The organism is Bacillus infantis (assembly GCF_050107595.1).
In the GTDB taxonomy this organism is placed as follows: domain Bacteria; phylum Bacillota; class Bacilli; order Bacillales; family Cytobacillaceae; genus Bacillus_AB; species Bacillus_AB infantis_C.
On the sequence record NZ_JBNILH010000007.1, the window covers coordinates 50830 to 63553 of the forward strand.

Annotated in this window: 14 protein-coding genes; 7 read left to right on the top strand and 7 right to left on the bottom strand. The window is 43.8% G+C overall.

The genetic code is table 11. From position 1 onward, the window contains the following. The first annotated feature begins 9 nt into the window (after positions 1-9). The gene (locus ACQCVH_RS15335; RefSeq protein WP_426836527.1) at positions 10-996 is read left to right on the top strand and encodes a TIGR03943 family putative permease subunit; all 987 of its coding nucleotides are present in this window, start codon (positions 10-12) and stop codon (positions 994-996) included. 30 nt (positions 997-1026) lie between these two features. Here the strand turns inward: ACQCVH_RS15335 and ACQCVH_RS15340 are convergent, their stop codons facing one another. Then, positions 1027-1548: a mycothiol transferase gene (locus ACQCVH_RS15340; protein WP_426836528.1), complete on the bottom strand. Its 522-nt coding sequence runs from the start codon at positions 1546-1548 to the stop codon at positions 1027-1029. 278 nt (positions 1549-1826) lie between these two features. Between ACQCVH_RS15340 and ACQCVH_RS15345 the strand changes: the two genes are divergently transcribed. Beyond that, entirely contained in the window at positions 1827-2000 is a 174-nt protein-coding gene (locus ACQCVH_RS15345; RefSeq protein ID WP_426836529.1) for a DUF4083 domain-containing protein, read from the top strand. A 35-nt stretch (positions 2001-2035) separates the two neighbouring features. Here the strand turns inward: ACQCVH_RS15345 and ACQCVH_RS15350 are convergent, their stop codons facing one another. Further along, positions 2036-2605, bottom strand: a complete 570-nt coding sequence (locus ACQCVH_RS15350; RefSeq protein WP_426836530.1) for a DUF6434 domain-containing protein — start codon at positions 2603-2605, stop codon at positions 2036-2038. Positions 2606-2755: 150 nt separating this feature from the next. On the opposite strand from ACQCVH_RS15350, the gene ACQCVH_RS15355 reads away from it, so the two are divergent. Continuing rightward, positions 2756-3259, top strand: a complete 504-nt coding sequence (locus tag ACQCVH_RS15355; RefSeq protein WP_426836531.1) for a DUF2243 domain-containing protein — start codon at positions 2756-2758, stop codon at positions 3257-3259. Further along, complete coding sequence (locus tag ACQCVH_RS15360; protein WP_426836532.1) at positions 3246-4043, top strand: cytochrome c oxidase assembly protein; 798 nt, start codon at positions 3246-3248, stop codon at positions 4041-4043. Before ACQCVH_RS15355 ends, ACQCVH_RS15360 begins: the two co-directional genes overlap by 14 nt. A gap of 58 nt (positions 4044-4101) precedes the next feature. On the opposite strand, the gene ACQCVH_RS15365 is transcribed toward ACQCVH_RS15360, so the two are convergent. The 5 genes from ACQCVH_RS15365 to ACQCVH_RS15385 form a co-directional block, all read right to left on the bottom strand. Continuing rightward, positions 4102-4950, bottom strand: a complete 849-nt coding sequence (locus ACQCVH_RS15365; RefSeq protein ID WP_426836533.1) for an STAS domain-containing protein — start codon at positions 4948-4950, stop codon at positions 4102-4104. A gap of 227 nt (positions 4951-5177) precedes the next feature. Continuing rightward, positions 5178-6011, bottom strand: a complete 834-nt coding sequence (locus ACQCVH_RS15370) for an STAS domain-containing protein (protein ID WP_426836534.1) — start codon at positions 6009-6011, stop codon at positions 5178-5180. Between the two features lie 103 nt (positions 6012-6114). Further along, complete coding sequence (locus ACQCVH_RS15375) at positions 6115-7026, bottom strand: aminoglycoside phosphotransferase family protein (protein ID WP_426836535.1); 912 nt, start codon at positions 7024-7026, stop codon at positions 6115-6117. After that, positions 7026-7922, bottom strand: a complete 897-nt coding sequence (locus ACQCVH_RS15380) for an alpha/beta fold hydrolase (RefSeq protein WP_426836536.1) — start codon at positions 7920-7922, stop codon at positions 7026-7028. The genes ACQCVH_RS15375 and ACQCVH_RS15380 overlap by 1 nt, the downstream gene beginning before the upstream one ends. Before the next feature lie 19 nt (positions 7923-7941). After that, positions 7942-8556 carry a hypothetical protein gene (locus ACQCVH_RS15385; protein ID WP_426836537.1) on the bottom strand — a complete coding sequence of 205 codons (615 nt, stop codon included), beginning with the start codon at positions 8554-8556 and terminating at the stop codon, positions 7942-7944. A 370-nt stretch (positions 8557-8926) separates the two neighbouring features. On the opposite strand from ACQCVH_RS15385, the gene ACQCVH_RS15390 reads away from it, so the two are divergent. The 3 genes from ACQCVH_RS15390 to ACQCVH_RS15400 all read left to right on the top strand — a co-directional run bounded on the left by ACQCVH_RS15390 (position 8927) and on the right by ACQCVH_RS15400 (position 12457). After that, entirely contained in the window at positions 8927-10177 is a 1251-nt protein-coding gene (locus ACQCVH_RS15390) for an MFS transporter (RefSeq protein WP_426836538.1), read from the top strand. A gap of 140 nt (positions 10178-10317) precedes the next feature. Further along, the gene (locus ACQCVH_RS15395) at positions 10318-10830 is read left to right on the top strand and encodes a DUF3231 family protein (protein ID WP_101548137.1); all 513 of its coding nucleotides are present in this window, start codon (positions 10318-10320) and stop codon (positions 10828-10830) included. Positions 10831-11707: 877 nt separating this feature from the next. Beyond that, on the top strand, positions 11708-12457 hold the full coding sequence (locus ACQCVH_RS15400) for a class I SAM-dependent methyltransferase (protein WP_426836539.1): 750 nt from the start codon (positions 11708-11710) through the stop codon (positions 12455-12457). Positions 12458-12724 lie beyond the last annotated feature (267 nt).

Sequence of the window (12724 nt, forward strand, 5' to 3'; positions counted from 1 at the left end):
GGAGAATAATTGGTCATATACTATCAGCAGGGATTGAGAGCATTAATACTGCTTATCTTTTCAGCTTTAATTTTCAAACTGCATTATACAGGAGAGATCAGTAAATATATCAACCCTAAATATGAGAGCCTTAGCCAAATTGCATCGGTTATTTTTCTTGTCCTGTTTTTTATCCAAATCACACGCATATGGGGACAAAAGGAAAAAAAGCATCATCATGGTGAAATGGAATGCTGCCAACATGATGATGGAGGCCATGACTGCGGGCACCATCATGATCACGGGACCTCCCCGTTTACAGCAAATAAGCTGCTATCCTACAGCATCATCATCTTTCCTTTGATTACCGGCTTCCTTCTACCGCCCAAGGTGCTGGACGCATCGATTGCGGATAAAAAAGGGGGAATGGCCATATTATCACACGGAAAGCAGAAAGCTGAACAGGATAATGAAGAAACAGATGAGCAGCAGACAGACAAGGATAAAGCAGCAACTGAAGAGCAGCTTGAGGATAAACAGGAAGACTCAATAGACGAAAACGAACCGGATCCAAATCTGGAAAATCAGCCTGTCATGACAAATGATGAATACACCGCATACAAAAAAAGACTGGCAAAAAGCAATAGCATCCTTTTAAACGACGATGTGTATGCCGCCTATTATGAAAGCATGCATGAAAATCTGGACAGCTTTGTGGGAAAAGAGATCGAGCTGAAGGGGTTTGTCTATAAAGAAGAAGGCTTTAATGAAGACCAGCTTGTCATCTCCCGTTTCCTTGTTTCCCATTGTGTGGCAGATGCAAGCATTGTCGGCTTTTTATCACAATTTCAAGAAGCCTCAGGGCTGGAAGCTGACAGCTGGATAAAAGCAAAGGGAACAATCGAGATGGCTGAATATAATGGTACAATGCTGCCGCTCCTTAAAGTGACAGAATGGGAATCGATCAGTGAGCCTGATCAGCCATATATTTATCCAATAACAATCAAGGTCTTATAAAGAGGGACGGACACTTAGATCCGCCCTTTTTCATATTTGTCTGTCCACAAGTCTTTTTAACAGCTTAATCTGTCCTCTATGGCTGATTTCATCCTCTATAACGTGAAACCACATCCAATAGTGATTGTATGCCAGCCCATTTTCCCAGTGATGATCCTTTAGGAGCCGGTCTTCATCAGCCTCCTTCAGTTTATCCAATGTGTTTCTCCGGACTGGATCAAGTTCGGCCACATAAAAATCCAGGTCCTTGCCTCTGTACTGTTCCCTGGCCAGGCTCCCAAGTTCCAGCGCAGTTCCCCATTTTGCTCTTTCATCCTCATTTAAGTCCCTTTTCTCAAAAGTTATGATGGTGTGTACAAATTCGATTGCAGCCAGATGTATCAGCAAGGCACCAATTGAATTAGAAGCATCGTCGAGCAAAAAATCGAGCCGGGATTGAACCAGCCCCTGTATTTCACTAATTGTTACTGATCTTGAATGTTCTAGCATACTTACCACATCAGCAACTCTTCTGCTGTATCCTGCGGCAGGCATTATCCGGTAATCAATCAAGAAAACTCCCCCTTCAAAATCGGCTATTCTCATCCTATCAGATAAGGAGAAAAAATATAGACTGAATATTGAATAATTTGCATGATATACTTGTATTGACCGTACGCTCAACTAAAACCCACGGCTTCATAAAATCGTATACCTCAGGTTTCCTCTTATAACCGCAAAATCGCTGCTGATCTAGGTATAAGTAAAATATCCGTAAATTTCACTAAATTACCTTCCATAAAAATACAAATAAAATGTTATACTGAAAAAAAAGAAAGGTTGTGGTACATATGTTTAACAGTGGAGATGTTATATTCCAGATTCTCATGTTTGCCATTATGGCTGGAATGGTCTTTGCAGTCTATTTTCTTGTCCGTTGGCTGGTTATAGGAAAACCTGAATCCAAAATGGAACAAAAACTGGACAGAATCATCGAGCTGCTTGAGGAGGACAAAAAAAACTAGCCTCCTCTGCCGGCTGGTCCGTAAATACGGAGAATCTATTCCTGGGATTTATATTCATTGCTCCCAGGCATGCTTTTAATATGCTTCCAAGCTGCGATTGCCTCCGCTCTCTTTTTTCCCTGGTTTTTCGGGTCTGCATAATAATCACGGATAAACCGGTTGTATTCGAACTGCTGGCCAATCTCTCGTTGATAGGAAGGATCCTTTTTCCGATTTTCTTCCTCGTACCACGCTGATACAGCATCCCCATAAGTCTTTCCAGAATTGTTCTTAAAATAATTCTGTATATAAGTAGAAAAATGAAAATGTGAACCTATGACACTCTTGAAAAAAGCACGGACTTCCTGTGAACAAGTGTGATTCTCGGAAATAACCGTATCAAGGCTTAATGGGGCTTTGGCTGCGCAGGGCTTTAACCTTCTTTTTCTCATCGGACCTTTTTTCTCCCCTGTCGTCAGATAGATCTTAATCCTTTCCGAAAGCTCCGCCTTTCCGCCTGATGTACTCATCCCTTCTTCCCTGCAGAAAGCCTGAAGCTCTGTTTTTAGCCAATAATAATCACTGAATTCTAAAAAGCTTATTTTGCTGGTAAGTTTCGGCCTCATATATTCCTCCATCAACTTTATTATCAATTAAATTATAGAACATTCGTTCCCTCGGTTCAATAACAAAGGAAAATAATTCCTCTGCTTAAATATGCGTAATTATGGGTAAATTGGTGAGAAAAAGACTTTTTAAGGATAGGAGGTTGGCTGATGTCAAGACTGGACAGAAGCCTTTCCCAAAATCAGGCCAGGTTTGCCGGCAGGAACCTGGGTTCTGGTGTTTTGTTTGGAGTGGGCCTGGCAGCTTTTTTGGATGAAACTGTATTTCACCAGCTTTTGCACTGGCATCATTTTTACGACCTTTCCACCACGGCTGCAGGACTGGTTTCTGACGGATTTTTTCATGCCTTCAGCTGGTTTGCCACGGTGGCAGCTTTATTTATGCTTGCAGACCTTCGGTGGAGGGCGGCCTGGTGGGGCAAGAGATGGATGAGCGGGGTAATGCTTGGTTCAGGAGGCTTTAATTTTTATGACGGGACTATCCAGCATAAGGTGATGAGAATCCATCAAATTCGCTATGAAGTGAATATATTGCCTTATGATCTGGTCTGGAATGCTATTGCGCTCTTTATCATTCTCTCGGGAACAACTCTTTTCCTGAGGACGAACAAACAGCTGCGAAAGGCAGGTGCTGCAGCAGATGCACGGCAATAACCATCAGCACCAAGAAGCCGCTGGTACTGATTTATTCGCTGCACAAAGTACTCTTGTTGTGTTTTTTGTTTGGCTGCTTCTCATGTACCTTGCAGTCCAATTTTTCGGGAAGCGTGATTGGCCATTATACAGGACAGTTTTTTGGGTTGCTGGAATCCTTTGCTGTATAGCGGCCGCAGGTCCAATAGCTTCCTGGTCCCACCATCATTTTTCGATGCACATGATGGGCCATCTGCTCCTCGGTATGCTCGGTCCCCTGCTGATGGTCCTTTCCGCGCCTGTCACATTGGTTTTGAGGATGCTTCCTGCTGCATATGCAAGAAAGGGGTCCATGTTGCTAAAGTCCCGTTTTTTTCGGTTTATTTCCCATCCCGCAACAGCAGCAACCTTAAATATAGGAGGGCTTTGGCTTCTATACACAACCGATTTGTTTACACGGATGCATGAACAGCCTGTGCTTTACCTGCTGGTCCATTTGCATGTCTTTCTAGCAGGATATCTATTTACGGCATCGTTCATCTCAATTGACCCTTCTTCGCATAAAAAGAGCTTTGTGCCGAGGGCAGCCATTCTGATCACAGCCCTGGCAGGTCATGGGATATTGTCAAAATACCTCTACGTTCATCCCCCTTCAGGCGTATCATTGGAACAGGCTCAGAGCGGCGCTGTCCTCATGTATTATGGCGGAGATATAATAGATCTGTTCATCATCATTTTTTTCTGCCTTGAATGGTATAAAGCGAGGCGCCCGAGGGAAGCCGGGATTGGCACCTCACCATTATAGCATCGGGAAGCCGCTGAATAAGAAGAGCACTGCCAGCTGGGGCAGTGCTCTTTACATCCTATAGAACATTCTGTTTATTCAGATGTGTCAGTGCCTTTTTCAGGCTGCCCAGGAAGACAAGCCCGTCAACCTCAAGTCCCAGATTAACCATCGTCTGTGCTATTTCAGGGCGGATGCCGGTAAAGATCACCTTGATGCCAAGAAGCTTGAGTGCATCAGTTACTTTGAATAGCTCATTGGCTACCATTGTGTCCACGATCATCACACCTGATATATCAAGAATCAAGTGTGAAATGCCCAATTCCCTTGATTTCTCAAGTGTTTCTTCCATTAAAAGCTGCGCCCTGTCGGTATCAATATCTCCAATCAGCGGCAGGATTGCCACAGAGTCTGTAATCGGGACAACCGGGACAGAGAGTTCGAGAAACGCTTTTTTGGAATTATTCAGTGTTTCTGTATATGATTTTACATATGCAAGGCTGAAAGCATGGACGGCCGAATCCAGCAATGGATCAATTGTCTCTATTATTTCAAAAACAGTGTCTGCTGACAATTCGCTTTTAAGAACTTCTCTTTTAATGACTTTCCATATGTATTTCCTGTATAAAGCCGTATCCATAAGCGCCTCATCCAGCGACACTCCTTGAACACACAGATTCTTTCCCGTTTCAGCTCCCCAGTTTTCAAAAACGTCTGTTACTTCCTCCCCTTCGGAAGACTTGATGAGACTGTCTCCAAACATGCTGATAAAAGAAGCTCTTAAATTCAATATCTCTGTTTCATATTTGCTGATTTCTTCTCTTTCTATAGCTGTTAGTTCGGCAAATCGCTCTGTATGAACCTGTTTGGCAATCTGCATTTTTTCCTGGTTAATTATTTCCCCTATATCTGCAAGTTCTCTTGTCATATGCTCCCCCAAAATAAATATACAAAGAATCTTTTTAGTTTATTTTCTATTATACCGGCACCATTTTAAATTTCCTAGCTTCTTGATAACTAATTATGCTTTTTTCCAATATACATTTAACCGTTTTTCCGGCTGGTTAAACGCCTTTTGAAAAATATATATCCTGCCGAAATCCTATGCAAATACAGAAAAGGAAGCTGCATACTGGCAGCTTCCAAAGGATAAATTTATTTAAGAGAATTGATGGCCCTCTCCAGGGTGGAGGTAACACTAATCCTATCGAAAGAGATTCCCAGCTGCACTGCCGTCTGGGCAATTTCAGGGCGGATGCCTGATAAAGTGCTCTTCACGCCAATCAGTGTAAGCGTCTCTATCAGCTGGAATATCTGGTGTGCAACCATTGTATCAATCATGACCACTCCCGACAGGTCGATGAACAGATGGTTAACCTTTTTCTCGTTGCATTCGAGCAGCGTATGCTCAAGAATGAACTTGGCCCTTGCCGTATCAATATCGCCAACAAGCGGCAGCAATGCTGCATTATTATTAAGTGAAATGACCGGCGAGCTGAGTTCATTGATCATTTCCTGGCTGGCCTTCAGTCTGGCTTCAGAATATTTATGGTTTTCCTGCGTGAACCAGGTCATCACTTTGCTGAATGCCTTAATGATCAGTCTGTTCCAAATATTGATCTGATCCTGCGTATACTTTCCATCGTTTTTCTTTGCATATTCTTCCATTAAATCAAGATACTGTTCCTGCGTATTGAAAAACTCTCTTAAGATAAAATGGACAGGAGTGCTCAAATGCTCTTCATCCTGGGCAATGGATAGAATCCACTGTTCGAATTCACGGAAGAAGGCATTTTCCTCCATGAAAAAAATTTTGCAGAAATGTTCATGAAAATCATGGTTCTGCTGCTTTATCGTCCGGATTACATCCGGATTGGTCGAGCTGTATACCCCTTTTGGATCGCTTTTATCCAATGAAGTATACCAGTCTTCTGTTAGCTGCCATGTTTTATTTACTAAAAATTCGTGTAAATCTTTATTTCTATGCATAGCTTCCCCTGAGACCTCTCTATTTAAGATATTTTTCTTTACTATTGTAGCATTTCTGCTTAAAGGGGTCATCTTTTAAACTGCTTCGGAAAGCTGTTTCCTTTCAGGCCTTCCTGCTTTCTCTTAACAGAGCTTCAAATACCCAAATACTGTTAAAAAAAGAAGGCTCACAGCTGCCATTTTCTTTCCAGCTCCATGAAGCTGAGAGGATTGAATGGGCATATCCCCAGCTGATCAGCTTATCTCTTTTCAGGCCGGCTGTCTCTGCGAATAGGTCAATCCTTTTTGAAATAATTGATTCTGCCCCCGTTTCAGGCAGCCTATTGAGAAGATACTGAATGACATCATATTCTCTTTCCCCGATCAGACCTTTTGGATCAATGATGATCCAGCCATTTTTCCCGCCATCCAGAATATTAAAATGATGCAGATCTCCGTGAAGAAGGAAAGGTGCTGTAGTATTTCTTATATTCTCAGCAAATATGGCATCTGCTTCATTCAGCATCGAAGCTTTTATCGGTCCCAGCCCTTCCGGATTTTCACGCAGAATCCGCTGAAGGCTTTGATGCCGCTCCTCCATCCCGGGCAAATCAGATGATTTCGGCGCGGGAACCCAGAGGTTTTTCATGAGACTTGCGGCAATCCCTGTAGCTTCTTCATCATCTTCTACTCCAGAAAGTGTTGAGCCGGGGGACACCTTTTCAAGAAGGAGAATGCCTTTTTCCACATCAGCTTCAATCACGCTAACAACGGCCGGACCTTTAAGCTGCTCCAGGGCATATGCCTCACCTCTGGATTCCCTGCCCGGCACTGCAAGTTTCAGAACAGCCTCTGTTCCGTCTGGCATAAGAACGGGCGCGGCAAAATTATAAGAAAGCTTATAATGCTTCCCTATTTTAAGCTTCCATCGCTCCTCACACTCTTCTATTAAATGTTCAAAGTTCGAAAGCCATTCTATGCCTTTCTCTTTATGTATACTTATGATGGTTCTTTTGAACGCTTCAGGCAGATCCATTAAACGGAAAGCCTCCCTGTTTTTAAGCTTTTATAAAAAGATTTGACGGCTTCTGCCGCCTGGAGGGGAAACTGCAGCCAAACATACGCGTGCATTGAATCCGGTATATAAATAATTTTATGTTCCTGGATAAGGGAAGAAAAATGATTGATGCTTTTTTCTGCCAATCCGTTTTCTGACTCCTCCTGGCTTGGCAGAAATAGAACAGGACAGCTGATTTTACAGTAATAGTCTTCCAGCCTGATATCCCAGCATGATGAAATGAAGCCGGCAAGGACATTCTTTGTAAAGCGATTCGCAAAGTGTCCGTTTTCTCTTTGTTCCATAGTGCTTTTAATGAACGCTTCTGCATATCTGTTCCAGATATCCGCTTCCTTGAATTCTTTCTCCATTGCCGAAATATACTCTTCAGCTGAAGAGAAAACAAGTTCTTCTTCATCATTAATGCTTGCCAGAAGCTCTATTCTTTCTATGTCTGCCTCTTCTTTTGTTCCTTCCAGCAGGCTGTATTCTCCCCAGCGATCATATAAACCGCCTTCACAAACAAGCGATTTGACCATTCCAGGATGGGAGGCTGCTATGCTGAGCCCCACTTCAGCCCCCATGGAGCTTCCAATGATATGGCAGCATTCAATTCCCAATTCATTCAAAAGGAAAATGATATCTTCAGCCATTTTGTCAATATGGTAGCCGTTTACAGGTTTATCTGATTTGCCATGTCCCCTGATATCCGGTGCAATCACACTAAAGTCTGCAGTAAAATGCGCCAGGACACCATCCCATGCCTGCCATGTCCCGCCGCTGAAATGCAGGAACAGAATGGCTGGTTTTTCAGAAAGATGATGGGACACATTCAATGTTAATCCATTCGGCAATTGAATCATTTCTTCCTTCATGACAGTCCCCTTTCATGTTCTATTCTTGACTCGGATTAAACTCCCATTCTAACCCGGATGGCTCCTGACCGAATGCATCCTCATATTCCTTGAAGACGAAAGAAATTTCTTCCAGGTTCTCCGGCAGAGGAGGCACAACGGTAAAGCTGAATGACATGCTGCCGTTTCTCCCTTTCGCACCGCGCCTCCTGCAGTCATAGCCTCCTTCGATAAATAGCCTGAACTGTCCAAATAAAGGATATCCGCCAGGTCCCTGCTCTTCAGCCGTTTCGTCCCACTCAACTGCCATGGCAATGACACTCGCATTGCTGTATTGTTTGACCGCTGTTACGCTGTATAGCTTCCCGTCTCTTTCCGCGCTTCTCATTACAGGAACATATTTAATAAAACCTTCAGGCTCAGCTCTTGGCCTCAAGTCCTCTTCCATGCACATAGTCCCAAAAAATGCTGTAACATAGTCGGGGTACAGTTCGTACTTTTCAGCCCACTGATCCAGTTGTTCCTCCGGCGGGACACCGGGATTATGCTCCGCTGCCATTTTCCTTTCTTTCAGCAAAGAAAGGATTTTTTCATCATATGGGGCAGCCCTTTGGTCATAATACTCTGGATAATGGAATTGCTTTATTTTTCTCATAGAGCTTCCTCCTTAAAGCAGGCTATATTTCCGGACAGTGAAAGACAGCGAAAATCATTCTTAATGATTATTTTAAACTTTCTGTCATCATTAATAAAACAATATCCTCCGCTGAATATGTCGATTTTTTATTCCATGACTACCCTTGCCTTCTCCAGCGGATTCCGGTAATATATGGATATTAATTTATCGGAAGGGTGACAAAAGGGCGATGAACAACTAATTCTTTTTGGAAAATGTTCGTAATTCATCTATACGATTCTTTTCTGGATAGGATTAGTGCACCCTTTTTGTGAAAGCAGGCAGAATACCTCTGCCCTGCCATACACCCAAGGAGCCTCCTGCCCAGAAAAAGCCAGGAGGTTTTTTTATGACAGAAAATATGCTTGCAGGAAAAGCGGGCTTGGGGGCGCTGTTTCAAAATCGCGTTATCAGAACCATCCTGCTGTCTGTTTTTTTCCTGCAAATCGGGATCTGGGTCCGTAATTACTCGATCCTTCTTTATGTAATTGAAAAAACAAATGAAAACCCTGTAGCGGTGTCTCTTATATCAGTCGCTGAATTTGCGCCCATTTTCCTGTTTTCTTTTATCGGCGGAACATTTGCAGACCGGTGGAGGCCGAAAAGGACCATGGTATGGTGCGACTTATTAAGTGCCTTATCCATTTTCGCAGTGCTGCTCACCCTGTTATTCGGAAGCTGGAAAGTGATATTCTTTGCGACTCTTGTCTCTTCGATCTTGTCCCAATTTTCCCAGCCTGCCGGCATGAAGCTTTTCAAACTCCATGTTCCGGCAGAATTGGTTCAGATGGGGATGTCTATTTACCAGACTGTATTTGCGCTTTTCATGATCCTGGGGCCTGTAATCGGAACCTTTGTCTATCAGCGCTTCGGCATCATGACAGCCATTGCGGTCATGGGTGTTGCTTTCATCCTTTCTGCCCTCATTCTGCTTATGCTGCCGGCTGACAGGGAATTGGATGAAACAACCGATAGAAAATCGCTGTTTATGGAGATAAAGGACGGTTTTCGCTATGTTTGGAGCAGCAAGCCACTGACTTTGCTCGGAGGCTGCTTTGCTGCTGCCGGCCTTGCTATCGGCCTTACCCAGCCGCTCGGCGTCTTTCTCATAACTGACAGGCTTGGCCTTCCAAAAGAGGAGCTTCAATGGCTGATGACTGCCTTTGGTGCCGGTATGATCATTGGCGGAGGCGTGACAGTTGCTATTTCAAAGAAGGCACAGCCCCAGCTGCTTCTTGCGCTTGGAATGGCGGCCAGCGCAATCGGCTTCATAGGAATGGGCTTGTCGACCGCTTTCTGGCTCACACTTGCTGCACAATTTTTCTCCGGTCTGTTTATGCCGTGCATCCATATCGGCATTAATACGATGATTCTGCAAAATACTGAAGAACACTTTATTGGCAGGGTCAATGGCATCCTGAATCCCCTCTTTATGGGAGCAACCGTCATTACCATGTCGATGTCCGGCTGGCTGCTCAGCAAGCTTTCCATCGTACTGATTTATGAAGCTTCAGCTGTACTCCTGGCGATTGGAATTCTCATTCTCCTGCCAATCATGGGCAGAAACTCTGTTAAATCTGGAGTGAGCGAAGAAATATAACTCAAAGCTTGAGGAGATTTAGCCTCAAGTTTTTTTGTGCTTTTGAAAAAGATGAAATGATTTGCAGGCAGATGGGCAATACTACGCTTGTGCAACAGAAAGGCGGCACTCTGATGAGAGATAATTTAAGGAGGTTTATGATGGGAATTTTAAGCGGCAACCCAAAGGATGAACCGCTGCATTATGGCGAAGTATTTAGTATCTGGTCCTCCCAGCTTGCAGGAAATGCGATGATTGCAGGCTATCAAACCATGATGAACCACGCAGGTGATGACGATCTTAAGAAGCTGCTTGCAGAAGCGATTGAACTAGGCATGGAAAACCGCAGGCAGGTGGAAGAACTGCTAAAAGAAAATGGCGTCGGTCTTCCGCCGGCACTGCCTGAACGGCCGGATGCGTGCCTGGATGACATCCCCGTTGGCGCAAGGGTATCCGATATGGAAATAGCGGGAACACTTTCAGCTGACATTGCCGCAGGGCTTGTTGCCTGCAGCCAGGTTATAGGTATGTCGATCCGTGAAGATGTAGCCATGATGTATGGGCAGTTCCACACACAAAAAGCACAGCTTGGCGCCAAGGTTTTGCGCCTGAATAAAGAAAAAGGCTGGCTGATCCCTCCTCCCCTGCACCTGTCTAAAGGGAAGGACTGCTAGAAGCATGGAAAGGGAGAACAAAGACGCTCTCCCTGGTATTTATTCGATATTCCCCATTGATTCAGCCCTGAGCCTCAAAGGAAACACTGCCAGGGCTGTTTCTGTTTTGTGTCTTTTCTTGAAAAGGAAGTACTTCGGCTAGTGATTCGAAAAGGGAAAACATTCTTCAGCAAAAGTGGAAAATTATTTAAAGCTAAGTGACAAGACGTAAAAAAAATACTTTCTCAACTAGTCGAGAAAAGATGCTGATTCCAGCATCCGGAACACAAACCGCTCTTTTCGGTTAGCCGATCGGCTTAAGGATCCTTTCTGATTATTAGCTGAAAGAATTCTGCTTATTTAGTAATTTATATGAAAAACAGCACAAACAGACGGAGAAATTCCGCTTATTGACTCAAAAAATGTGGAATTATGATATTTTGCTTTGCATAAACAGAAAGTCTCCCCTTATTTACCTCAAAACGAACTCCATTCTGTATTTAGCCGGAAAACCTCCGCTTATTTCTCTTTTGAAGGGTTCATCAATCAAAGGAAAAGAGAAATCGGTGCCCGGCCCTAGTAAAATAAAATATACCGTTTCATAAAGCAAGCTCTTTCAGCTGCACCACTCCTTCTCTTTGTACCCCGGCGCAGTCATGCATTATTATCATTATGGTGCACCAAATATCTCAGGCTTTCCTGCCATGCTGCCCTCTGGCTTTCATATTCCCCATGTGATCCACACTGCAAGTTTCAGATGGAATAAGAAGAAATCAGTGAGAAACCTGTAAATCCATTTTGTAGAATAAAGGAAAACTCTGGATAAATATAGAATATTTGAGGAGGCTTACAGAAAGATGATCCGGAGCCTTTTTAAACTAAAAAAAGGATGATTATAATGAAAACAGAGATTCTAGAGAAAAACAAAGAAAGCTGGAACCTTTCAGCAGAGCGCTTTTTCGGCCGTAATCCGCTACCTGAGTATGGTCCCCTGGCCCCTGTGGAGAATGAACTGCATCTGCTTGGCGACCCTTCCGGGAAAAAGGTGCTGGATATCGGCTGCGGCAGCGGGCATTCCCTCCTTTATATGGACGGACGGAGTGCGGCAGAGCTTTGGGGCATCGATTTGTCTCCTAAGCAGATACATACGGCACAGAATGTGCTCGGAGCCGCTGCAGCGCCTGTAAAGCTGTTTGAATCCCCTATGGAGAATGATCCCGGGCTCCCTATCAATTACTTTGATATTGTCTATTCCATCTATGCTCTCGGCTGGACCACAAGCCTCGAGGATACCCTGGCTAATATCCACAGATATTTAAAGCCTGGCGGCACTTTCGTTTTCAGCTGGGAACATCCATTTTTCAGCAGAATCAGGAATCAGAATTCCTCCATTATTGTCGATAAGCCTTATCACGAAGAAGGAGTTTATAACCATGAAGGGTGGAATACGCCCGCTTTCATGCAGCAGTATAAAGTAGGCACCTATATCAATGCCCTGGTCAGCCAGGGTTTTAAAGTCGAGAGAGTTATAGAAGAAGCACGCTTATCAGAGGAAGACAGGAAAAGGCACAGCAACCGCTGGTATTCTTATGAAAAAGCCCAATATCTTCCGACAACTATCATTATCAAGAGCACAAAAGCTAATTAGAGAATAGCGAGCGGGTACGCCATGAACCTTGCTGCTTCATGTGCAGCTTTGCATCGCGGATTGTATAGAATGTTGTAAATATATGGGAATAGAAATGATTAATATGGAAATTGGCATGATTAATGGCAGGTCCGGAATGAATATTACCTAAACAGGCAAGATTATTGGCGTATCCGGAATGATTTACCCGGAATTTTGAGATGCTCTCTTCAAAAGTCGGGTGAACCGCCTACAAGATAGTAGCTCACCCTTCAAGTTAATGATATT

Excerpts from the sequence above, each read along its gene's own strand:
- ACQCVH_RS15345 (WP_426836529.1), top strand. The coding sequence starts at position 1,827 with ATGTTTAACAGTGGAGATGTTATATTCCAGATTCTCATGTTTGCCATT.
- ACQCVH_RS15350 (WP_426836530.1), bottom strand. The coding sequence starts at position 2,605 with ATGAGGCCGAAACTTACCAGCAAAATAAGCTTTTTAGAATTCAGTGAT.
- ACQCVH_RS15355 (WP_426836531.1), top strand. The coding sequence starts at position 2,756 with ATGTCAAGACTGGACAGAAGCCTTTCCCAAAATCAGGCCAGGTTTGCC.
- ACQCVH_RS15360 (WP_426836532.1), top strand. The coding sequence starts at position 3,246 with ATGCACGGCAATAACCATCAGCACCAAGAAGCCGCTGGTACTGATTTA.
- ACQCVH_RS15365 (WP_426836533.1), bottom strand. The coding sequence starts at position 4,950 with ATGACAAGAGAACTTGCAGATATAGGGGAAATAATTAACCAGGAAAAA.
- ACQCVH_RS15370 (WP_426836534.1), bottom strand. The coding sequence starts at position 6,011 with ATGCATAGAAATAAAGATTTACACGAATTTTTAGTAAATAAAACATGG.
- ACQCVH_RS15375 (WP_426836535.1), bottom strand. The coding sequence starts at position 7,026 with ATGGATCTGCCTGAAGCGTTCAAAAGAACCATCATAAGTATACATAAA.
- ACQCVH_RS15380 (WP_426836536.1), bottom strand. The coding sequence starts at position 7,922 with ATGAAGGAAGAAATGATTCAATTGCCGAATGGATTAACATTGAATGTG.
- ACQCVH_RS15385 (WP_426836537.1), bottom strand. The coding sequence starts at position 8,556 with ATGAGAAAAATAAAGCAATTCCATTATCCAGAGTATTATGACCAAAGG.
- ACQCVH_RS15390 (WP_426836538.1), top strand. The coding sequence starts at position 8,927 with ATGACAGAAAATATGCTTGCAGGAAAAGCGGGCTTGGGGGCGCTGTTT.
- ACQCVH_RS15395 (WP_101548137.1), top strand. The coding sequence starts at position 10,318 with ATGGGAATTTTAAGCGGCAACCCAAAGGATGAACCGCTGCATTATGGC.
- ACQCVH_RS15400 (WP_426836539.1), top strand. The coding sequence starts at position 11,708 with ATGAAAACAGAGATTCTAGAGAAAAACAAAGAAAGCTGGAACCTTTCA.